This is a genomic window from Enterococcus sp. DIV1767, assembly GCF_050542585.1.
GTDB classification, from domain to species: domain Bacteria; phylum Bacillota; class Bacilli; order Lactobacillales; family Enterococcaceae; genus Enterococcus_D; species Enterococcus_D innesii.
The window spans coordinates 786,976-807,493 of the sequence record NZ_CP172936.1; the positions used below are offsets into that span (position 1 = coordinate 786,976).

The 20,518-nt window shown below is 42.2% G+C and carries 21 protein-coding genes; 20 read left to right on the top strand and 1 reads right to left on the bottom strand.

Annotated features, from left to right (window positions below; genetic code table 11):
• Positions 1-212: 212 nt before the first annotated feature.
• The 19 genes from IGI78_RS03680 to hisIE all read left to right on the top strand — a co-directional run bounded on the left by IGI78_RS03680 (position 213) and on the right by hisIE (position 19,164).
• Positions 213-659, top strand: a complete 447-nt coding sequence (locus IGI78_RS03680; RefSeq protein ID WP_195266068.1) for a PTS sugar transporter subunit IIA — start codon at positions 213-215, stop codon at positions 657-659.
• Between the two features lies 1 nt (position 660).
• Positions 661-1,026, top strand: coding sequence for a PTS sugar transporter subunit IIB (locus tag IGI78_RS03685; protein WP_195266066.1), 366 nt, complete (start codon positions 661-663; stop codon positions 1,024-1,026).
• A gap of 25 nt (positions 1,027-1,051) precedes the next feature.
• Positions 1,052-2,338, top strand: a complete 1,287-nt coding sequence (locus IGI78_RS03690; RefSeq protein ID WP_016610457.1) for a PTS ascorbate transporter subunit IIC — start codon at positions 1,052-1,054, stop codon at positions 2,336-2,338.
• Between the two features lie 24 nt (positions 2,339-2,362).
• Entirely contained in the window at positions 2,363-3,028 is a 666-nt protein-coding gene (locus IGI78_RS03695) for an SIS domain-containing protein (protein WP_195266064.1), read from the top strand.
• The gene (dapA, locus tag IGI78_RS03700; RefSeq protein WP_195266062.1) at positions 3,025-3,930 is read left to right on the top strand and encodes a 4-hydroxy-tetrahydrodipicolinate synthase; all 906 of its coding nucleotides are present in this window, start codon (positions 3,025-3,027) and stop codon (positions 3,928-3,930) included. Before IGI78_RS03695 ends, dapA begins: the two co-directional genes overlap by 4 nt.
• Positions 3,931-3,953: 23 nt before the next feature.
• Positions 3,954-6,095: a BglG family transcription antiterminator gene (locus IGI78_RS03705; protein WP_195266060.1), complete on the top strand. Its 2,142-nt coding sequence runs from the start codon at positions 3,954-3,956 to the stop codon at positions 6,093-6,095.
• Between the two features lie 302 nt (positions 6,096-6,397).
• Positions 6,398-7,666, top strand: a complete 1,269-nt coding sequence (locus IGI78_RS03710; RefSeq protein WP_195266058.1) for a CapA family protein — start codon at positions 6,398-6,400, stop codon at positions 7,664-7,666.
• Between the two features lie 252 nt (positions 7,667-7,918).
• Positions 7,919-8,533: a transcriptional regulator gene (locus IGI78_RS03715; protein WP_077454014.1), complete on the top strand. Its 615-nt coding sequence runs from the start codon at positions 7,919-7,921 to the stop codon at positions 8,531-8,533.
• A gap of 276 nt (positions 8,534-8,809) precedes the next feature.
• Positions 8,810-9,466: an HAD family hydrolase gene (locus tag IGI78_RS03720; protein WP_200126020.1), complete on the top strand. Its 657-nt coding sequence runs from the start codon at positions 8,810-8,812 to the stop codon at positions 9,464-9,466.
• 552 nt (positions 9,467-10,018) lie between these two features.
• On the top strand, positions 10,019-10,402 hold the full coding sequence (locus tag IGI78_RS03725) for a DUF7006 family protein (protein ID WP_195266056.1): 384 nt from the start codon (positions 10,019-10,021) through the stop codon (positions 10,400-10,402).
• Positions 10,403-10,651: 249 nt separating this feature from the next.
• The gene (locus IGI78_RS03730) at positions 10,652-11,452 is read left to right on the top strand and encodes an HAD-IIB family hydrolase (protein WP_430618468.1); all 801 of its coding nucleotides are present in this window, start codon (positions 10,652-10,654) and stop codon (positions 11,450-11,452) included.
• A gap of 399 nt (positions 11,453-11,851) precedes the next feature.
• Positions 11,852-13,411, top strand: coding sequence for an ATP phosphoribosyltransferase (gene hisG, locus IGI78_RS03735; protein WP_430618470.1), 1,560 nt, complete (start codon positions 11,852-11,854; stop codon positions 13,409-13,411).
• The gene (gene hisD / locus IGI78_RS03740; RefSeq protein ID WP_430618471.1) at positions 13,408-14,688 is read left to right on the top strand and encodes a histidinol dehydrogenase; all 1,281 of its coding nucleotides are present in this window, start codon (positions 13,408-13,410) and stop codon (positions 14,686-14,688) included. The genes hisG and hisD overlap by 4 nt, the downstream gene beginning before the upstream one ends.
• Positions 14,685-15,743, top strand: coding sequence for a histidinol-phosphate transaminase (gene hisC, locus IGI78_RS03745; protein WP_430618472.1), 1,059 nt, complete (start codon positions 14,685-14,687; stop codon positions 15,741-15,743). The genes hisD and hisC overlap by 4 nt, the downstream gene beginning before the upstream one ends.
• The gene (hisB, locus tag IGI78_RS03750) at positions 15,740-16,333 is read left to right on the top strand and encodes an imidazoleglycerol-phosphate dehydratase HisB (protein WP_005225202.1); all 594 of its coding nucleotides are present in this window, start codon (positions 15,740-15,742) and stop codon (positions 16,331-16,333) included. The genes hisC and hisB overlap by 4 nt, the downstream gene beginning before the upstream one ends.
• Positions 16,334-16,398: 65 nt before the next feature.
• Entirely contained in the window at positions 16,399-17,022 is a 624-nt protein-coding gene (hisH, locus tag IGI78_RS03755; RefSeq protein WP_430618473.1) for an imidazole glycerol phosphate synthase subunit HisH, read from the top strand.
• Positions 17,019-17,738: a 1-(5-phosphoribosyl)-5-[(5-phosphoribosylamino)methylideneamino]imidazole-4-carboxamide isomerase gene (hisA, locus tag IGI78_RS03760; RefSeq protein WP_077454003.1), complete on the top strand. Its 720-nt coding sequence runs from the start codon at positions 17,019-17,021 to the stop codon at positions 17,736-17,738. The genes hisH and hisA overlap by 4 nt, the downstream gene beginning before the upstream one ends.
• Complete coding sequence (gene hisF / locus IGI78_RS03765; protein ID WP_081119067.1) at positions 17,735-18,493, top strand: imidazole glycerol phosphate synthase subunit HisF; 759 nt, start codon at positions 17,735-17,737, stop codon at positions 18,491-18,493. The genes hisA and hisF overlap by 4 nt, the downstream gene beginning before the upstream one ends.
• Positions 18,494-18,531: 38 nt before the next feature.
• Positions 18,532-19,164, top strand: coding sequence for a bifunctional phosphoribosyl-AMP cyclohydrolase/phosphoribosyl-ATP diphosphatase HisIE (gene hisIE / locus IGI78_RS03770; protein ID WP_081119066.1), 633 nt, complete (start codon positions 18,532-18,534; stop codon positions 19,162-19,164).
• Between the two features lie 132 nt (positions 19,165-19,296).
• Here the strand turns inward: hisIE and IGI78_RS03775 are convergent, their stop codons facing one another.
• A complete protein-coding gene (locus IGI78_RS03775; protein WP_081119065.1) occupies positions 19,297-19,746 on the bottom strand; it encodes a DUF305 domain-containing protein in 450 nt (149 codons plus the stop codon).
• 258 nt (positions 19,747-20,004) lie between these two features.
• Here IGI78_RS03775 and IGI78_RS03780 point away from each other — a divergent pair, with 258 nt between their 5' ends.
• Positions 20,005-20,481, top strand: coding sequence for a DUF1456 family protein (locus IGI78_RS03780; protein ID WP_081119064.1), 477 nt, complete (start codon positions 20,005-20,007; stop codon positions 20,479-20,481).
• Positions 20,482-20,518 lie beyond the last annotated feature (37 nt).

Below are 20,518 nucleotides of genomic sequence, written 5' to 3' on the forward strand. Positions count from 1 at the left end.
TCGAGAAAAAATGGAGGCTAATAAAAAAAATAGCCAGTATACCTGGTCTTTTTGAGAAGAGCAGTTCACTTAATCTGGAAGCGTGTACAAACATGTGGTCTAAAATCGTCTATTCAGGCCGAAACTTTTCACTTATAGTGTGTGTATAGGAATTATCTCGAGAAATTCTTTACTAAAACCTAAAGAAATTTTTTTAGAAAGGAAATCGTCGTTTGCAAACTACATTATTAACAAAAGAAAACATTTTACTTCAGCAAGAGAGTACCAGTTGGCAAGAAGCAATCAAAAAAGCTGCCCAGCCGTTATTGAGGAATGGCAACGTTACAAAACAGTATGTCGAAGCGATGATTCAATCCGTCTTAGATGCCGGGCCGTATATCGTGCTTATGCCTGGGTTTGCTTTGGCCCATGCCCGATCAGAAGATGGGGTTTGTCGCTTAGGACTAAGTGCGATGACATTAAATCCCCCCATCTCATTTGGTTCGCCCAATGATCCAGTGAAAGTCATTTTTTGTTTGGCAGCGATAGACCCGACCAGTCATTTGGAACTGATGGGTGAGTTAGCAGAGGTTTTAGCAAGGGACAATATCATTGATCGTTTAGCAAATGTGGAGACACCAGAAGCATTTATACAACTATTAGAAGAGACGAGGAGTTAAGATGGGATTCTTTCAAAAAAAGAAAAATGATGCATCGATCCAAGCAGATGCACAGCCTAAGGCGAGTATTGGCAAGAAATATTTGATAGCGGTTGCATGTCGTGCGGGGATGGGAAGTTCAACGCTGCTTCACATAAAAGTAAAATCAGTGATTGAAGAAAACGGCTATCCCATTGAAACGATTCATGGAAATCTAGATGTTCTCATTGGTTTTACCGGCGATGCCTTTATGAGTATGGCAGATATCGCAGCGGAACCTGATTTTCAAAACAAACCTTATGAAGTCATAGGCATTCAAAATATTATGAGTAAAGAAGAGATCCAAGGAAAACTAGAAACATTTCTTGAAACGATGCAAACAAAATAAATTGATGGAGCGAGGAATAAATTGAATGGCAATTTTAGTAATGAACCAATTCAGAAATACTGCTGTGTTGCTAATGATTTTGGCTTTGATCGGGTTACTTGCACAAAGAAAGCCTGCGAAGGAGACCCTGAGCGGTGTCCTCAAAGTGGGCATTGGGTTTATGATTTTTAATATTGGTGGTGGTCATGTAGGAACGATTGCTGCAAATTTCGCCACGTTGTTTCAGACCGCATTTGGTGTTCAAGGGACGGTTCTAGCAGTAGAGCCTGCTACAGCGTTAGCTATGGATGTATATGGTTTTGAAATATCAATGATTATGGGGCTAGGGTTCATATTCGGATTAGTTATTGCGAAATTGACGCCTTTAAAATCAATTTTCTTAACCGGTCAGCATTATCTTTTCTTTGCTGCTGTCATTGGGTTGATTTTTATTTCGAATGGTATGCCCACTTGGGTAACAGTTATCTTTGGTTCTTTGGTGCTAGGTTTTGCAGGAGCAGGGTTGCCCAAATTGGCTCAGAAATATACAGATGAGCTGACAGGTAATGCAGGGGTTGCACTAGGTCACTTTAACTTGATTTTTTACTGGTTCTCAGGTGTCATCGGAAGTGTCATTGGCGGGAAAAATTGGCAAGCAAAGAAAGAGAAAGCAGCCAATCGCGAGCTTCCTGATTTCTTCTCCGTATTCCGAGATTTTGTCTTCTCTGTTGCATTTTTCATGATTATTCTTTTCTACATTGCAACGATCGCAGCAGTTTTAAGTGGTCATATGGATGTCGTTCAAGAAATGGCTGGCAACGACTTATGGTTCTTGTATCCGTTGATTCAAGGGTTGCAATTTGCGGCGGGGATGTCTGTACTGATTTATGGTGTGCGTCAATTTATTGCTGAACTAACAGCTGCTTTCGTAGCAATCTCAGAAAAATATATCCCAGGATCAATGCCGGCAGTAGATGTTCCTGTGTTTTTCCAATATGCGCCAACCATGGTTCCTGTCGGTTTTATTACCTCGTTTATAGGTGGGTTAACAGCGACGTTCGCCATGGCTGCTATGGGTTCTCCCGTTGTGCTTTTGCCAGCAGCTGGGATCGCTTTTTTCTCGGGTGGAACCATGGGTGTCTTTGGTTCAATAAGAGGCGGGTTGAAAGGGGCGATCATCGCATCCTTCTTAGGCGGTATTTTGCTGACTGCATTGCCTTTGGTGCTTTTCCCAGCTTTTTCTGAATTAGGCATCACAGACGCTGGATTTCCTCAAATCGACTACAATATTATCGGAATTTTACTAGACAAAATCTTAAAACTATTTAGTTAAACAGTATGATTAGCAAGGAGAAGGATGAATACCATTTCTCCTTGCTATAAGAAAGGAAAATCTGTATTGAATGAAAAAAACGTTTTGTTTGCATATAGTACGAATTTAAAAGCCCAAAGCGATGCTCAATTTTATCGGCTTGAAGACGAAGAAGTCTATCAACAGATGGTGAAGGCCAAAGAACTTATTCTCCATGCAGAAAAAAAACATAAGCGCGTTCATGTAACCGGCGTGGGAAAATGTTCCTATGTAGCAGGCTATGCAGCTTCACTTTTCTCATCTGTCGGTACACCCGCCTATTTTTTAGACACAACCGAAACCGTGCACGGATCGGCAGGACAAGTCGTGGCTGGCGATGTAGTGATTGCGATAAGTAATAGTGGGAATACCAAAGAATTAGAATATGCGCTTGCTACCTTAAAAGCTAATGGCGCTGTAATTTTAGCGGTAACAGGAAATGAAGATTCTTCCCTAGCTTCCTGTGCTGAAGTCACATTGTCTTCTTATGTTTTCCAAGAAGGGGACTCATTGAATAAACCACCACGTTCCTCTGTGATTGCCCAAATGATCCAGCTGCAGATTCTGTCGGTGTTGCTGCAAGAAGCAAAAGAAATCAATTTAGAAGATTACCTTAAATGGCATCCAGGGGGAAGCTTAGGAGCAACGACAAAAAAGGAGCTTACACAATGAAAATCAGAGGAATTATACCAGCAATGGTCACACCATTAAATGAGAACGGCATCAATGAAGAGGGCACCAGAAAGCTTGTAAGGCATTTGATTGCTGGTGGTGTCCACGGGTTGTTTATTTTAGGAACCAATGGCGAATTTCATACCTTAAGCAAAGAAGAGAAAATCCAGTTTGCCAAAATCGTTGTCGATGAAGTATCGGGCAGAGTACCAGTATTTGCAGGTGCCGGAGACATCGCAACGAATAAAGTGATTGAATTAGTAAATGAGTTTACAAAAATCGGCGTTGATGCTGCTTCCATCATAACGCCATATCTTTTGAAGTATACCGATGAGGAGCTGATTCATCATTACCGTGTGATTGCTGAGCAAACGACATTACCAATCATTTTGTACAATATTCCGCCAAATACTAGAAATTTCATCAATCGTCATGCTTTCTCGGAATTACTCAAAATTGACTCGATTATTGGGATAAAAGATTCAAGCGGTGATCTAGAAAACTTCAAGGGCTATCTTGAATTAAATCATCGAGAGGATTTCTCTTTGCTGATGGGAAGCGACTCTAAGATTTTAGAAGCGCTACAGTTAGGAGCAGATGGCTCTGTGGCTTCAACCGCAAATGTTGTGACGAAAACAGATGTGGCGATCTATGAACAATTTGTAGCTGGAAACATAGAACAAGCGCGGCAAGCACAAGCAAGTATTGATGATTTTAGAGAGGCCTGCAAACTCTCGACAATCCCGGCCGGTTTAAAGTATTGTCTGAGGACAATTGGGCAAGACGTGGGCTTACCGAAATTGCCTGTGCTAGATCTTACTAAAGAAGAAAAGCAGCAGGTAGATCAAGTGCTTCAAAAATATGTACAAGCGGAAGGATTTACATTGAAAGTAGAACAGTAGGCTGCAGAAATGGGGGAACATTGATGGTAAAAATTGACTATAGGACGAGAAAGATGATGATGGCTCTGATTGAAAAACCGACCATCAGTTACGATTATCTTCAGCGGAATTATTCTATGAACCGCACTCAAATAGAGTATACCATTGATAAAATTAACCAGTTTCTATCTGCCCAAAAACTACCACTTAGCGTGAATAAGGAAAGTGTGATTCGACTTCCTGAAAAAAGCAAGGAATATTTGTTGGAGTCATTTTTACGTGAGCGTATGTTTAAATATTATGAGATGAGTTCAAAAGAACGAGGAAAATATATCTTTTTGACGCTCTTTTACTACGAGAAAGACTATCTGTCGGTCAACCATTTTTTAGATGCGTTAAAAATCGGCAAAACAACCTTTATGAGTGATCTGCGTAAATTACAAGCGGAATTGCAGGGGTATGATATTTCAATCAGTTACTCGAGAAAAGAGGGGTATCACTTAACAGGTGATGAACTGATGATTCGTTACGCTTTATTTCGAATGATTTTGGAAGATGTGACTAGCAAGGACGATGATTTTATTTACCGTTACTTTATTCATAATGAACGAATACAATTGGCGGATGATCAGGACACCTATCTTTCTCTTCTTTTAGAAAAACATGCGATAGAGTTAGTTGAAAATAGGTTGATTGAATTGAACTATATCCTTATTTTTTTATACCCAAGAATGGGCTTGAATGAATTTGATCTAAAGACCTTTTCTAATGATCATGAGTTAGTAAAAATGAAGGAGTACCGTTTTGCTGAAGAAGTTTTAGAAAACGCAGGGGTGATGAATAGTATAGAAAAGAACTATCTCTGTGGGTGGGTACTGGGAATGGCATTAGGGAATGAAAAGGAATGGCTTCAAGGAAATTTGGTCATCATTGACTTGGTAGAAAGAATTGTCGAGCGATTTGAATTGCTTTCAGGTATTCGTTTCAAGGATAAACACTCTGTCATCAAGCAATTATATAGTCATTTTCGACCGACCTATTTCCGAATGCTGTTTCGATTACCGATCATCAATCCTATGCAGGAGAAAATTTTTGAAAAATATAATGACCTTTATCAGATCGTAAAAGAAACCTTGAGACCAATCAGTGATAGTTTTGATTCAAAGCTTCCAGATGAAGAAGTAGCCTTTTTAACCATGCACTTTGCGCTTTTGATCAGGAATTCTGAAGAATATATGGTGCAACAAAAAGTGGGGGTCGTTGTTTGCCCAAATGGTATTGGAAGCTCAGCAATCATTTACAATGAATTAAAGGAAATCTTTCCCTCTTTTATCTTATTGGGACCGATTGAAACAAGCGAACTACATTCATTTGATCAGTCGTACGATATCATTTTTACGACAAAACCCAACTTTCAACTTTATCCGTTAAAAAAACCGATTTTTGTAGTAAACCCGATCATGTCTTACGAGGAACGAACCCAGTTATTTTTAGATGTCAAATTTGAAACCAGTACAAGTATAAAACCCAATACTGTTACGATCGACGGCTTGATGCAAATTATTCAACAATATTCAACAGTTACTAGCGAGTCAGCTCTGCGGCATCATTTAGAGAAATTTGTACAAGAGACCTGCTCGCCAACGGCATCTATCATGTCTCAAAAAGAGAAAAAGTCAAAAGAACCTGCAATGTTGTTGGATATGATGCGTCCAGAATTGATACAATTAAACAAAAAAGCCAGAACGTGGGAAGAGGCCTTTTATCTTGCAGCCAATCCATTGATTGAAAGAAAGATCATCACTAGAAATTACATCGATTCGATCATTCAACAAACCAGATCAGAAGGTGCTTATATGGTGATATTCGATCAAGTTGCCTTACCGCATACGGTTCCTGAAGCAGGAGCAAAAAAACTTGGCATGGGATTGACAACGTTAGAATCTGAAGTATATGTCTTGGGAACGATTCCTGTAAAGTACATCTTTACCCTTTCTGCGTTAGACAGCAAGCAGCATCTAAATGCGATGACTCAGTTTATTACCCTTATTGAATCCAAAGATTTTTTTCAAGAATTAGAAAAACATGAATGTCCGGAAACAGTTTATCAATGGTTTGTAGAGCTTTTACGTACAGGGGATACGGAGTCCATATATGATCGGAAGTCTATCATTCATGATGAATGAGAAGAATCCTTAGCTAAAAATCGTAGCCTAAGATACTAAATGATACAAGACCTTAGACAACACAGACCTGCAGGAATAATTTTAGAGGAATCCACTGCTAAGAGATGTGTGAAACAGTTCGATTACGATCGGGCTGTTTTTTTATGCTTTGTAAAATGACCTATTAAAGGGCTGATAAGTATAGTATAATTATTTAATAAAAAGATATTATTTAGTGGGACTCGCAGAGAAGGAAGCAGGGAATCTAGGTAGAACGTAAACGAAGATAGGTTTTTGATAAAGCAGAGTGAAAGGGTGAGGGTATGAGACAACAACGAAGACGGGAGCGTCAGAAAAGGCAGCGGATCATTGCGGGGTTAAGTGTAGCGCTGCTGGCAATCACACTTGGAGTGATTTATCTAGTGATTCAAGCGATAGGTATCCCCGAACAGCGTCTTACAGCAGAGTCGACAAAACCGACAAAAACAATGCAAGAAACAAGTAGTTCTACCGAAACAAAGCCAGCAATAAAAACTATCACAGTGACAGCTAGTGGTGATATGCTTTATCATACACCTGTTTATTTAAGCGCTTACGACGGAAAGCGTTATGATTTTGACAACGATTTTGAGCAGGTCAACCCGTTGATTGCATCGGCGGACCTTGCTTTAGGTGATTTTGAAGGAACCATCAATCCTAATAAACCGCTCGGCGGTTTTCCCTTATTCAACGCCCCTATCGATGCTGTTGCCAGCATCAAAGACGCGGGCTTTGATGTGATCGATCTTGCCCATAACCATATTTTAGATACGGGGATCGAAGGAATCAAAACGACGGCGGCTGCTTTTCACGACCAAGGCTTGGCAACGATTGGTGTCACGGTCGACAACAGTGGAATCCTGGTCAAAGAAGTCAACGGGATCAAAGTTGCTCTCTTGGCTTATGCCTACGGCTTCAATGGCCTTGAAGAAAGCTTAACTCAAGCAGAGTATGATACCTACTTGAAAGACTTGTCGTTAGATAAAGTGGAGGCAGAGATCAAAGAAGCGGAAAGCTTGGCGGATATCACCATCGTGATGCCTCAGTCTGGTGTCGAGTATTCTTTAGAGCCAACGGAAGAACAACAAACTGTTTATCGGAAGATGATCGATTTTGGTGCTGATATTATCTTCGGCGGCCATCCGCATGTAGCAGAACCAACCGAAATCATCGAAAAGGACGGCGAAAAGAAATTTATCATTTACTCAATGGGGAACTTACTGTCGAATCAACGTTATGAAACCGTCAATAACAACTATTGGACCGAACGAGGCGTCATTCCAGAAGTTGAAATCTCCAAAGAAGGGCAGCGGACCTATTTAAGCCAGATTGCCTTGCATCCAACTTGGGTCTCCAAAGAACCGATCCCTGATCGTACCTATTATGATCCAGAATACGGCGTCTTGCAGGCCTTTGATTTTCAAGTCTGCCTTGCTGAAGATTATCTGCCAGATGGGCGATATGCCAAAAATGTCCCTGAAGAAAAGCGCCAGCGAATCGAAACCGCCTACCATGAAATGCTGGAGCTGTTGGATTTGAAGTGGGAGCAGTGATGAGAAACTCAAAATGGCAAATACGGAAATCTGACAACGGTTGCTTTTTATAGGTTATCGAAAAAACGAATTATGAAATGAACGTTGGGCCTTCCCACAAAACATGACACCATATCAGTATTTATGAACAAAAAATGACACCTCAAGCGGACAAAAATAAGTAATAATGTCAACATAAAGCATTCAGAAATGAGTCCGAATGGATTCAGTAAATGATTTCTGAATAAATGGGGAATGAAAGCAGGATGTGTCATGAGAATTATTATACTGACAAAAAACATATCATATGAGATTGATTTGCAGCGGGAGCTACAGATGTTGAGTCATGAAGTATTCGTAGGGAGAACTACGGAAGAGGAAGAATGGTTGATAGAAAGCGCCAAGTTATTTGACTGTTTATTTGTCAGTGAAACAATTGCTGATCCAGAATTTTTATTGATCAATCAGACATTGGCTCCTTATTATCAACAGCGGATCGTCCGCATTTTGGCAGGGGATCGTGAACAAGAAGGTATGATTGAAAAAGCTGAGAATGCCACGTACCTGAATCGCTCTTTTGTCGAGCTGAGAGAATTTTTAGCAGCATTACCACCAAATAGTCGTAAATTAGAAAAAGCATCCGTCACAAAAGAATCCTTTCCTAAGTTTCTTAGTCTACAAGAACAGATTTTTTTTAACAATTTAGGAGAAGAACAATTCATCAACCGGGAAGATTTGTGTTGGAAAATTTGGGGGAATGGTGGAACGAACTCAAGAAAATCCCAGTTGTCGATATTAGCGAAACGCATCAATGAAAAACTAGATGAATACGACTATACTGAAAAGCGGGTGCGAACCGCTTGGGGCAAAGGCTATATTTTACAATAAAAAGAACCAATGTGTGATAAGAAGTGTATTGAAGCTTTTACTATCAAGAGTAAACCTCTTTAAATCAGTCTATTTTGTAGAAGCGACTCTGTTTTCAAATTGAGTCGTTTTTTTATATAAAAACATTAGTATTAAATGAGTGATGGTATTGAAAATTATGATAATGCTTTTTTTTAGTGTTAAAATAGAGATAATCAGTAATGAAAAGGAATACTGCAGGATTTAAAAAGTGCTTGGTAGAAAAGTGTTGTAGTATCTTTCAGAGGAGGAAATGGCGTGAAGAAGATTGAGTGTGTGATATTTGATTTGGACGGAACTTTATTGGATTCAAAAGAGTGCAGTGTTAAGGCAACAAAAGCGGCTTTTACAGAGATGGGACTCAAAGTACCCAGTGAAGTAGTCATTGAACATTATATGGGGATACCGATCGAAGAATCATTTTTTAAAATGTCAGAACAGCCATTAGATCAAGAAATCGCAGCGGAATTGATTCAGATTTTTCGTGCCTATTACCAAACATATGAAGAAAGTACCTTGAAAGTATTTCCTGAAATTCCCCATATCTTAGAGATTTTAAATAAACGAAAGGTTCCTTGTTTCGTCGTTTCAAGTAAGAAGACAGCAGTCGTCAAACGAAACTTGGCTGCTCAGGATCTTGTGGATTTCTTTGAGGAAATCATCGGCTCAGATGCGGTGTCCCACTACAAGCCTCATCCAGAAGGAATCAATCAATTAGTAACGCAGTATCAGTTTGATCCGACCAAGACGATCATGGTAGGAGATGCTATTTTTGATATTCAGATGGGCAAAGCAGCTGGTGTCAAAACCATCGCCGTAACGTGGGGCAGCCACAATGCAAAAAAACTTTCTGCCGAAAAACCAGATGCTGTGGCAGAGACACCGCAGGAGATTTTAGATTATATTTATGCTTGATCCATTTTTACTGACACTGTCCCAAAGTCCATACTATTTTTGACCTGTAGAGTGATAAAATAGTATGGACTGAACGTCTTCTTCCAACAAAATATTTAAGGTTTCGACCAATGATCGATAGATTCGATTATTGGTTTTTTTGGTATGGATAGGGGGTGTCTTTGTTCCTTGAAGCAACAACTTTAGCTATCTGTTGATTTTTATCGATATTGTAGTCATTTTCTTTTTACTAGAACCGATCTAGTTTCGTTCGAGCACTACTTTTTAGTAGAAGGAGACGAGTTGTCCGCCACTTTTTCACTCTTATTTCTCTTATTTAATAAAAAGTAATTATAAGAGGACACGAAAGGGAAACTATAATAGGAGTAACTGATTTTCTTAACGTGTCTGCACTGGTAAGAGCTAAGGACCCAATCACTTTTAGTCGTTTTTGGACAGCTAAGCTTCAATTTGTCTGAGCGAATAAAAACACCTAGCGGAAGAAAATCAAAGCGAGCAGAAGTGATAGCGCTACTTTCACCGAAAAAAACATAGATGTAAAGGAGTAAGGATATGATATCAGAAAATATCAAGGAACCGAAAGACTATTTGTGTTATTCAAAAGAAGTGTTGCTAAGTGTAGGGGTAGTGACTGATTATCCAAAAATCTTCCATTATTATCAAGAACTCTGTGATGAATTTGAGCACATTTACTATGATCAATCAAAGAGTTTATTTGTTCAGCTCAAAGCACTTCTAGCAATAGATGCGCAGATTCAAATTTTACTGGAACTTTTTGAAAATAGTAGAACAAACTTATGCCAAGAGTTTTGTATGGATGAGCATGAAATAATTTGTATGATCAAAAATGATAAAAAATCTTATTATCGCGAGCTTACAGGCCAAAAAAACAATCAACTACCAAAATGGAGCTTAATTTATTTAAGTGAGGAGTAAGCACAATTTAGGAAAATTCAACCATCTCAAGAAAAAACACATGGAGTAATAGCGTGATGAACACGGAGTAAAGGAATAGAAAGAGCGACCACAATAACAGAATCCCATCTTATGATCAATTAAAATAGTCTAGCGCACTTTCCTTGTGATTTGTTATACTAAATCTAAGTAGCTGATCTTGACATCTTGTATTCGGCAAGTACGTTCATGTGAGCGCTTTATTGATTGAGTGAGAAAAGAGGGAAAGAAATGACGAAAAAAATTGTCTTTTTAGATGTAGATGGAACATTATGTGATGACGCGGGGAACGTACCAGAAAGTGCACGCCAAGCGATCACAGCGGCACATAAGAAGGGACATGAGTTTTTCTTATGTACCGGTCGTTCAAAAGCCGAAATCACAGAAGATGTACTGACCCTGCCCTTAAGCGGAATGATTGGTGCCGGCGGCGGTTATTGTGAGGTGCACGATGAGGTGATTTTGCACAAAGTTTTTGAAAAGGAAGCCTTATTAACGTTGATCGATTTCTTAAAAGCAAACAAAATCGAGTATTACTTAGAATCGAATCAAGGATTATTTGCAAGTACCAATCTACGAAATCGCTTGCTGGAGATCGTCTTGGCAGGTGAGCCTGTTGAAAGTGAAGCAGGAAAACAACGCGTTCAAACTATTCAGTGGTTCCTTGACTTACTGATTGAGGACGAAGCGAAAATTGATTATGATGACGTGAATAAAGTTTCCTTTATCAATCATTCGATTCCTTATGAACGGGTCCATGACCAATACCACGATCAATTCCAAATGATTCGCAGTACGGTACCTGTTTTTGGCAAAGACAGTGGCGAGATCGGCATCAAGAATATCCACAAGAAAACAGCTATCGATTTTCTCTTGAACCATCTAGGGATCGATAACAAAGATACATTGGCGTTTGGTGACGGCTCGACCAGAAGACGGCGGGATTGCGCAAGCGTTACAAAAGCACGGTCTGGTGTAGCCACCAAAAAGCATGTCCAGCACATGCTTTTTTATGCTAGTCAGGTTTCATAAAGACGATGGGAAACACCTTTTTTTGTTATTTTTAATAAGTATGAAAAAAGACTTGTTCTATAATGAAGAGGAAAGCACGTGTCTAGTAAAGGTATTTCGCAAGACTGTATAAGAATGAATGGGTGAATGCCCAAGCTACTGTTTATAGAAAATAGTAAAGGACCAAAACAAAACGAAGAATCGGTTCGTTTTGTTTTGGTCCTTTTTGCAGAGACAGCTCTTTATTAAGAATAATTGCTAGATTTACTTTGAAAAAATCCAGAATATTTCGAAAAATACCATTGCTTATTTATGGCAAAACCATTAGTATTATTAGAAAAACTGATGGTGAACCGATGAAAAAGTTTAGTTTTAACAACGGAAAAGCCGGATCAGTGGCATGAAATAGGAGTGATAAGTGTGGAAGAGTTATGGAATGTATTGAAACCGGCCGAACAAGTCGAACTGAAATTAAGAAAATTGTATACGCAGCATCATTTTTCCCCTTATCACTCGAACAACTTTGAAGAGTATCGCAACTATCAGCAAAATGATCAGTTCTTACGTGGTTCTTCCATCATCACGTTTACGGGTACGGATGGTAGGACGATGGCGCTAAAACCCGATGTCACCTTGTCGATTGCCAAAAATACACCGTCTGGAGAAGCCCGCAGAGTGTATTATGTGGAAGATGTCTATCGACAGGATCGTCAAGCAGGGGAATACCAAAAGATCGATCAAATCGGTTTGGAGCTCATTGATCAAATCACGTGGGAAGATCAACTGGAGGTTGTAAAACTGGCTTGGGAAAGTTTGGCTCAGGTGGGAAAAGGGACCTTAGATCTGTCCCATATGGGGATTTTGGATGGCATCTGCCAACGCTTCCCCGAAGCGGATCGACAAAAAGTACTGCACTGCCTGCGGGACAAGAGTTCTCATGGCATGGATGCACTGACTGAAAAAGCTGGCTTGTCAGCAACAGAAGCTGAAAAATTAGCGAAACTGGTACGTTTGTCAGGTGATTTTGAAACCAAGTATCAAAAAGCCAAAGAGCTGCTGGCAGAATATCCCCAAGCACAAGCTGGTTTAGCAGAACTGAACCAACTGTATCAAGCATTGCAAAAAGAACAACTGTCAGCCTCCATTCGGATAAGGCTGGATTTTTCGATTTTAAATGATGCCGATTATTACAGTGGTTTGCTGTTTCAAGGATTCATCGAAGAAGCAAGAGAGACGATTTTATATGGGGGCCGTTATGATCGCTTGATGAGTCGCCAAGGCAAAGAGCAAGGGGCGATCGGGTTTGGTATGAAACTCAACCATGTAGGGCAAAAGGTGCCGACTGACAACGAAAGTTCAGGCTATTTGAACATTGCGCTACCTAAAGGCCGCATGGGGGATGCCGTATACGACTTATTCACCAAAGCCGGTGTGGCTGCGCAAGGCGTCTTCAAAGACAATCGCCAACTAATTTTTTGTGATGAAGAAAACAAGCTGCGCTTTTTCTTAGTCAAGCCTAGCGATGTAGCGATCTATGTGGAGCACGGAGTGGCGGATATCGGTGTCGTAGGCAAAGATATTTTAATGGAAAGCAAGGCAGAAGTCATCGAATTTCTTGATTTGCATATGGGGGTCTGCCGTTTGGCAGTAGCGGCGCGTATGGATTTCGAGGAAGATTTCTCCCGCCCGCTGCGGGTCTCCACAAAATATCCGCAGATCACCCGCCAGTTTTATCAAGGGTTAGGTCGATCGGTGGAATTGATCCAACTGCATGGATCGATTGAATTGGCTCCTTTGTTAGGTCTCTCCGATGTGATCGTTGACATCGTCGAAACGGGGACGACACTAAAAGAAAATGATTTGGAAGTGATCCAAGACATCGCGCCGTCTTCAGCGCGCTTAGTGATCAACCACGCCACGTGGCGTTTCAAGCAAGAACGTATTCAAACAGTGATTGAGAAGGTGAGGGAGCAATTATGAGAATTTTTTCGACCCAAAAAGATACAATCGAAACGATTGTGGCAAGGAAACAGTCGGAAACAAAGGATGTTTCAACCGTTGTCGCCCAAATCATTGCCCGTGTTCAGCAGCAAGGAGATCAGGCGTTGTTTCAATTAATTGAGGAAATCGATCAAGTGACCTTGTCTTCCTTAACCGTCAGTCCAGGGGAGATAGACGCGGCTGTCCAAGCCGTCTCCCCTGAGCTACTTGAGGTGATGGAACAGGCGAAAGAAAACATTTTTGCATTTCATCAAAAGCAAGTCCAGCAAGGCTTTGTCTTAACGAAGGAAAATGGCGTTGTGATGGGGCAGCGGGTCTTGCCACTAGCAAAAGTCGGGGTCTACGTTCCTGGCGGAACAGCAGCTTATCCCAGTACGGTTTTGATGGATGTTCTGCCGGCAAAAATCGCCGGGGTCAAAAAAATCGTTATGATCACACCGACGGACAGCCAGGGAAAAGTTCCGTCTGCTATCTTAGCGGCAGCTTCCGTTGCCGGAGTGGATGAAATCTACAAAGTCGGTGGGGCCCATGGCGTAGCGGCATTAGCTTATGGAACAGAAACGATTCCCAAAGTCGACAAAATCGTCGGACCAGGAAATATCTATGTTGCCACAGCGAAAAAAATGGTGTACGGCGAAGTTGATATCGATATGATCGCAGGGCCTAGCGATGTGCTGATCATCGCTGATGCCAGTGCAAATCCTCGCTGGCTGGCAGCGGATCTTTTGGCACAAGCCGAGCATGATCCCTTAGCGCAAGCCATCTTAGTCACAACAGAAGCAGCCTTGATTGAACAAGTCCAAGTAGAGCTTGACTTGCAGCTGAAGCAACTGCCCCGTAAAAACATTGCTGCTGCGGCGCTTGAATCTAGCGGAAAGCTGATCCTGGTCAAAGATTTGACCGAAGCACTTACCATTGCCAATCAAATCGCCCCAGAACACTTTGAATTAGCAGTGGCAGATCCTTTTGCTTTGTTGGGACAAGTAGAAAATGCGGGCAGTGTCTTTTTAGGACATCATACACCAGAAGTGCTGGGAGATTATTTTGCTGGACCAAATCATACCCTACCAACAGAAGGGACCGCCCGTTTTTACTCACCGTTATCAGTGGATGATTTTATTAAGAAAAGCAGCTACTTGTATTACCCAGAAGCAGCCATGAAGGCGGCTGGTCCAGCCGTAGCGTTGTTCGCAGAAACCGAAGACTTGATCGGCCATGCCCGTTCGATCAATGTACGAAGAGAGGGAGATAAATGACCTTTTTACATCAAAAGTATCACAAGCTGACTCCTTATACACCAGGGGAACAAGTAGACGAGCAAGCCGTTATTAAACTGAACACCAATGAAAGTCCTTATCCGCCAGCGCCAAGTGTTCAAGCAGCGGTTGCCGATGCCGCCCACAAGCTAAATCGTTACTCGGATATTGCTGCTGAAGTGGTGACAACCCCTCTGGCTGCTTATCTTGGCGTTACACCAGCCCAGCTGTTTCTCGGTAATGGCAGTGATGAAGTCTTGTCCTATCTCTTTCAAGGCTTCACGGAAAACGGCATCGCCTTTCCCGATGTGACCTATGGGTTTTATCAAGTGTATAGTGCCTTGTACCAAGTCGCTGCCACCGTTGTTCCGCTGCAAGAAGATTTCTCGATCGCGTTAACGGACTACGATCCGCTCAAAGGGACTGTCATTTTTGCCAATCCCAATGCGCCGACTGGGGTTTATCAAGAACAAAGCGAAATTTGTGCCTTTCTAAAACGGCATCCCGATCGCTTAGTGATTGTCGATGAGGCCTATATCGATTTTGGCGGCTCTTCAATGGTTTCTTTGATCGATCAATACCCAAATCTCTTGGTTGTGGGGACGTTTTCGAAATCTCGGCAGCTGGCAGGGGCACGCTTAGGCTTTGCGGTTGCCAATGAAGGACTGATCCAAGACTTGAATCGGTTGAAATTTAGCTTGAATCCGTACAATGTCAATAGTTTGACCCAAGCCGCAGGTGCAGCCGTTTTGCAGGAACAAGCGTATGTCGATGAGAAGATCCAAGCAACGATCCAGGTGCGTGAGTGGAGCAAGCAAGCCCTAGCGAAACTCGGCTTTGAGCAGACCGACAGCCAAGGGAATTTTTTGTTTGCAAGGCACCCTGCGATTGCTGGGGAAGAGTTGTATCAGGCACTGAAAGAGCAGAGAATCTTCGTCCGCTGGTTTAATCAGCCCCGCATCAAAGAGTATTTGCGAATTACGGTAGGAACGAGGGCCCAGATGGAACGATTGATGACGGTGCTAACAACGATCATAGAAGAGGTGAAGGAATGAGAAAAGCAGAAGTTACCCGCAATACGACTGAAACCAAGATCCACTTGCAGTTGACAATCGATGGTACTGGTCAGCAATCAATCAAGACTGGTGTGGGGTTTTTAGACCACATGCTGGAATTATTTGTCCGCCACGGTCGCTTTGATTTGACGTTGGTTTGTGATGGCGATACGGAAGTAGATGCCCATCACACAACAGAAGACGTTGCCATCGCCATTGGCCGAGCGTTTTCAGAAAGTCTTGGGGAGCGACGAGGCATCAAACGTTATGGTAGTATGCTGCTGCCGATGGACGAAGCCTTAGTCATGACAGCGATCGATATCAGCGGTCGTGGCATGGCAGTCGTAGAGTTGGCGATACCGAGCGAAAAAATCGGGCAGCAGTTTGATACGGAATTGGTTGAAGAATTTTTCATTGCTTTTGCCCGTGAATTAGGTGCTACGATCCATCTCCATCAAATCGCTGGCAAAAACAGCCACCACATTGTGGAAGCTTGTTTTAAAGGCTTTGGGCGTGCCTTAGGTGAAGCAGTAGCGATCAATCAAGCAGCCCCAGATGAGATCCCTTCAACCAAAGGGACGATCCAGTGATTCATGAGGGAAAAATGATTACGTATCTTCCACACAGATGGATGAGATAAGGAAAGGGGCGTATTATGTTAGCAATCATCGACTATGGGGTCGGCAATTTGTTCAGCTTGTCTCGTTCGCTGGATTATTTGGGGGTTGACTGCCGAATCACGCGTTCACTAGCAGAATTAAAAGCTGCCGACCGCATTCTTTTACCTGGCGTAGGCGCTTTTGGCGATGCCCGCCAAAAGTTGGCAGAGTTGTCGCTGATCGAACCGATCCAAGAATTGGCAGCAGCTGGCAAACCCTTTTTAGGCATTTGTTTAGGGATGCAGCTGTTGTTCGACAGCAGCGAGGAGTTTGGCACACATGTGGGGCTCGGTTTGATTCCAGGACGGATCGTTTCCATGCAAAGCGCCTTTGAAGAAGCCAAACTGAATCTGAAAGTGCCGCAGATTGGTTGGAATCGGCTGATTGTCAGAAAGGAAAGTCCTCTAGTCAGCGGGCTAGGGGAACAAGACTTTGTCTACTATGTCCACAGTTATTTTGCTACTGATTGCCAAGAGTATGTCATAGCAGACAGTGACTATGGTCTAGCAATTCCCGGTATCGTGCAAAAAGACAATGTCTTCGGTACTCAGTTCCACCCAGAAAAAAGTGGGGCTGTCGGGTTGAAGATTTTAAAAGCATTTACGGAGGTGCCGCTATGAAAATTTTTCCAGCAATTGATCTGTTAGATCAAAAAGTGGTCCGTTTGTACCAAGGAGACTATGAGCAAAAAGAAGTGTTTGGGGATGATCCAGTGGCATTTGCTCGTTCATTTGAAGAAGCGGGTGCCAACTATCTACACCTCGTCGACTTAGATGGTGCCAAAGCGGGCAAACTCCATTACTTTGATATCGCAAAAAATATTGTCCAGCAGACCAATCTGTTTGTCGAAGTTGGCGGCGGGATCCGTGAGGAAGAAACGATCCAGCATTGTTTGGCAGCAGGCGTTCATCGGGTGATCCTCGGCACGATTGCCCAGAAAGACCCAGCATTCACAAAAGCGATGCTCAAGAAATACGGCGATAAGATCGCCATTGGGGTCGATGCCAAGGATGAAAAAGTGGCAGTGGAAGGTTGGCTCGAGAAAACGGCAACAGACGCGTTTACTTTTTGCCAACAATTGGTGGCATGGGGAGCGCAAACGATCATCTTTACCGAAATCTCCCGTGACGGTACAGGAGAAGGCATCAATCTGCCCTTATACGAAAAACTCAATCAATTGGATTGCGACATCGTGGCATCTGGCGGCGTGGCTTCATTGGCAGATATCAAAGGATTAAAACAGTTGGGCATCTCTGGCGTGATCGTCGGGAAATCCTTATATAACGGCAGTCTCCAATTGGCCGATGTCTTAGCAGCAGGGGAGGCAGAAGCATGATCGCCAAACGAATCATTCCTTGCCTTGATGTGCGAGATGGGCGAGTCGTGAAAGGGGTCAACTTTGCTGGCTTAAAAGATGTCAATGATCCGGTGACTTTGGCGCGCTTTTACAATGAACAAGGCGCCGATGAGCTGGTTTTTTATGACATTACTGCTTCTGCAGAAGAACGCGGCTTATTCACGGACATTTTGCAGCGCGTAGCGTCAGAAGTGTTTATTCCCTTGACGGTGGGCGGTGGCATCAATCAAGTAGCAGATTTTGAGCGAGTCTTAAACTGTGGCGCCGACAAAGTCAGCGTCAATTCGGGAGCGCTTCGCCGACCAGAGCTGATCGCAGAAGGCGCGAAACGCTATGGCAGCCAGTGCGTTGTTTTATCCGTTGATGTTCGCCGCGTCGGGGAGAACTGGCATGTGTTTGCCAAAGGCGGACGGGAAGATACAGGCTTAGAAGCATTGGCGTGGATTCACCAAGCTGAGCAGTTAGGTGCTGGTGAACTAGTCATCAACAGCATGGATACCGATGGCGTGAAGCAGGGGTTTGATCTCGACTTGCTGAAAGCTGTCAGCGAAATCACCAAATTACCGATCGTCGCATCCGGTGGTGCTGGCAAAAGTTCTGATTTTATCGAGCTGTTTCAGTTGCCAAATATTGAAGCAGGTCTGGCAGCCTCGATTTTTCACTATGGCGAGGTAAAAATCCCAGAGCTGAAAAAACAATTACAGGCCGTTGATATTCCCGTACGAATCGTATAGCGTTGGCATTTTGATAGGCAATAGAAGGAGTGGATAACATGGTGCAAGTACGATTTGATGAACAAGGATTGGTTCCAGTGATCGTGCAGGATGTGGAAACGAATGAAGTTTTGACCTTGGCTTATATGAACCAAGAAAGTTTGACTTTGACCTTGAAGGACCGATTGATGACCTTTTATTCCCGCAGTCGTCAAGAATTGTGGCGCAAAGGAGAAACCAGCGGCAATTACCAGCATTTAGTATCTTTGACAGCAGATTGCGATCAAGATGCCTTAGTCGCCAAAGTAAAAAAAGACGGACCTGCTTGCCATACAGGCACAGAAAGCTGCTTTACAGAAGTGCTTTATGGTACAGAATCCTCTCCGACCATTGATGCGTTGTATGAGCTGATAAAAGGTCGTAAAGATACGCCACAAGAAGGCAGCTATACCAGCTACTTGTTTGAAAAAGGCAGTGAAAAAATCTTAAAAAAAATCGGCGAGGAAGCAACCGAGGTCGTGATTGGGGCGATGAAGGAAGACCGTCAAGAAACCGTTTATGAGATTGCTGATTTGGCGTACCACACATTGGTTTTAATGGCAGAAATGGGGATTGAGTTAGCGGCTATTCGCCAAGAGCTTGCCAAGCGTCATGTTGTGGATAAGAAAGTCAAACAAGAACGGATGCAATAACGGTCAGGGTTTTTCAGTAGAAAGAAAGCAACTGACGATAAAAAAAGAAGCCCTTCAGCCATTGCTTGAAGGGCTTCGTAACCGTGGCGATAAAGTTGATCTGCTGGTACTTTGAGTGAGCACACAAACTGGCTATTTGTTTTCCAACTCTTCGATCAATTCTTTCATTTCTTTGATTTCTTTTTCCTGTGCGTCAATGATTTTTTCTGCAAGTTCTTTTACTCTTGGATCAGACAAATCGGCATTTTTACTGGTTAGAATCGCAATCGAATGATGGGGAATCATGGCTTTCATCCAGGCCGTATCTCCCACGGCGGTTTGGCTTCTGACCATAAACAGTGAACCAAAAAAGAGTACAACACTGACAACTAGAATGCCGATATTCATTTTCTTGTTGTTATACATCTTCCACATAAATAACAGCATGATGATCGCCATCATCGCGCCCATCATCAGTGCCATAAATAGGCGGGTTTGGCTGAAAAAGATATGATCAAGGGCATAGACATTGAAATACATCATACAAAACATAATCACCGTCGATACCCCGATCATCACCAAAAATTTCCCGTATTTCTTCATTTCTTTCCTCTCCTTTTTGTATACAAAATAAAAACAATAAAGCAATCCAAAACATCATCGTAACTGATGCTTTTTTTCGTTTATTGTTCTGTTAGAAGAATTTTACTCCCTAAATCAAGTATAGCGGAGGAAGTGGAAGGAGAGAAGCGATATACATCTGAACGAAAACAATGGATTCTCAAAGTAAAAAAGCGAAAACAGGATTACTCGTCTAGGTTTATTTGTTATAATCAACCTAAGAAATGGATGGTGTATAGAATGAATCACAATGATCGCTTAACGCGTTTACGCTATGCTTTGGATATCAAGGATACCGACATGGTGAAAATTTTTGAACTTGGCGGCGCTTCTTTCACAAAAGAAGAAGTAAGACAATTATTGAAGAAAAAAGATCCTGAGACCTACGAGATTGAGTGTACCAATGAAGCCTTTGAGCGTTTCTTAAATGGTTTGATTCGCTCGCAACGAGGAACAAAGCCAGATGCTGCAGAACCTGTCTTAGAGCTAAACAATGGCAATGTGAATAATTTGATGTTGAAGAAAATAAAAATTGCCCTTTCCCTAACCACGGATGAAATGCTGGACATTTTCCAGCAGGCTGGAGTTACAGTTTCAAAAGGTGAACTAGGCGCCATTTTACGCAAAGAAGGCCATCGCAATTACAAACCATGCTTAGACAAATATGCCCGTAACTTTTTAAAAGGATTGACGATCGAGTATCGCGACAACAAGTAAAAATTTAAAAATAGGATGAGCTTACAAAATAGCCGTT

Excerpts from the sequence above, each read along its gene's own strand:
- IGI78_RS03725 (WP_195266056.1), top strand. The coding sequence starts at position 10,019 with ATGATATCAGAAAATATCAAGGAACCGAAAGACTATTTGTGTTATTCA.
- IGI78_RS03685 (WP_195266066.1), top strand. The coding sequence starts at position 661 with ATGGGATTCTTTCAAAAAAAGAAAAATGATGCATCGATCCAAGCAGAT.
- IGI78_RS03690 (WP_016610457.1), top strand. The coding sequence starts at position 1,052 with ATGGCAATTTTAGTAATGAACCAATTCAGAAATACTGCTGTGTTGCTA.
- dapA (WP_195266062.1), top strand. The coding sequence starts at position 3,025 with ATGAAAATCAGAGGAATTATACCAGCAATGGTCACACCATTAAATGAG.
- hisC (WP_430618472.1), top strand. The coding sequence starts at position 14,685 with ATGACCTTTTTACATCAAAAGTATCACAAGCTGACTCCTTATACACCA.
- hisIE (WP_081119066.1), top strand. The coding sequence starts at position 18,532 with ATGGTGCAAGTACGATTTGATGAACAAGGATTGGTTCCAGTGATCGTG.
- IGI78_RS03730 (WP_430618468.1), top strand. The coding sequence starts at position 10,652 with ATGACGAAAAAAATTGTCTTTTTAGATGTAGATGGAACATTATGTGAT.
- hisA (WP_077454003.1), top strand. The coding sequence starts at position 17,019 with ATGAAAATTTTTCCAGCAATTGATCTGTTAGATCAAAAAGTGGTCCGT.
- IGI78_RS03705 (WP_195266060.1), top strand. The coding sequence starts at position 3,954 with ATGGTAAAAATTGACTATAGGACGAGAAAGATGATGATGGCTCTGATT.
- hisB (WP_005225202.1), top strand. The coding sequence starts at position 15,740 with ATGAGAAAAGCAGAAGTTACCCGCAATACGACTGAAACCAAGATCCAC.
- IGI78_RS03695 (WP_195266064.1), top strand. The coding sequence starts at position 2,363 with ATGAATACCATTTCTCCTTGCTATAAGAAAGGAAAATCTGTATTGAAT.
- hisH (WP_430618473.1), top strand. The coding sequence starts at position 16,399 with ATGTTAGCAATCATCGACTATGGGGTCGGCAATTTGTTCAGCTTGTCT.
- IGI78_RS03780 (WP_081119064.1), top strand. The coding sequence starts at position 20,005 with ATGAATCACAATGATCGCTTAACGCGTTTACGCTATGCTTTGGATATC.
- IGI78_RS03775 (WP_081119065.1), bottom strand. The coding sequence starts at position 19,746 with ATGAAGAAATACGGGAAATTTTTGGTGATGATCGGGGTATCGACGGTG.
- IGI78_RS03715 (WP_077454014.1), top strand. The coding sequence starts at position 7,919 with ATGAGAATTATTATACTGACAAAAAACATATCATATGAGATTGATTTG.
- hisF (WP_081119067.1), top strand. The coding sequence starts at position 17,735 with ATGATCGCCAAACGAATCATTCCTTGCCTTGATGTGCGAGATGGGCGA.
- IGI78_RS03710 (WP_195266058.1), top strand. The coding sequence starts at position 6,398 with ATGAGACAACAACGAAGACGGGAGCGTCAGAAAAGGCAGCGGATCATT.
- hisD (WP_430618471.1), top strand. The coding sequence starts at position 13,408 with ATGAGAATTTTTTCGACCCAAAAAGATACAATCGAAACGATTGTGGCA.